The sequence below is a fragment of the Wolbachia endosymbiont of Glossina morsitans morsitans genome (genome assembly GCF_000689175.1).
GTDB lineage: Bacteria > Pseudomonadota > Alphaproteobacteria > Rickettsiales > Anaplasmataceae > Wolbachia > Wolbachia pipientis.
On sequence record NZ_AWUH01000148.1, the window covers coordinates 2,066 to 2,435 of the forward strand.

Annotated in this window: 1 protein-coding gene; it reads right to left on the reverse strand. The window is 39.2% G+C overall.

All coding sequences use genetic code 11. The features are described 5' to 3' along the window. Positions 1-57 precede the first annotated feature (57 nt). The gene (locus WGMM_RS03805; protein WP_410543205.1) at positions 58-318 is read right to left on the reverse strand and encodes a hypothetical protein; all 261 of its coding nucleotides are present in this window, start codon (positions 316-318) and stop codon (positions 58-60) included. Positions 319-370 lie beyond the last annotated feature (52 nt).

A 370-nucleotide genomic window follows, 5' to 3' on the forward strand; every position in this document is an offset into this window, starting at 1 on the left:
ACTTCCAAATCATAATGCTGCTGAATGAATTTTACTGAAGACGATCATAGATAAATATTATAATTTCTCTTGGTTTAATAAACGCATTTGAGTGATAACTTCGGGTAATTGCTCTGCCGCCAACGTTTGTTCACCTATATTCCAAGCTGCAAGACGAGCACTGCAAATCAATGAAGTACACAAATCAAACAACAAATTGCCAATGGTGCCTGTTGTTCCATTTGGTTCAAACTCGGATACAATTTCCCCAGAGCTGGGTAATCTCATACCAGAACCATCTGCTGCAATAAGTCTATAGCCTCTCCAACTCAGGTTCATCCTGATAGGCTGTTTGGATGCTTAAATTCTTGAAAGCCTGTATGGCAAATCT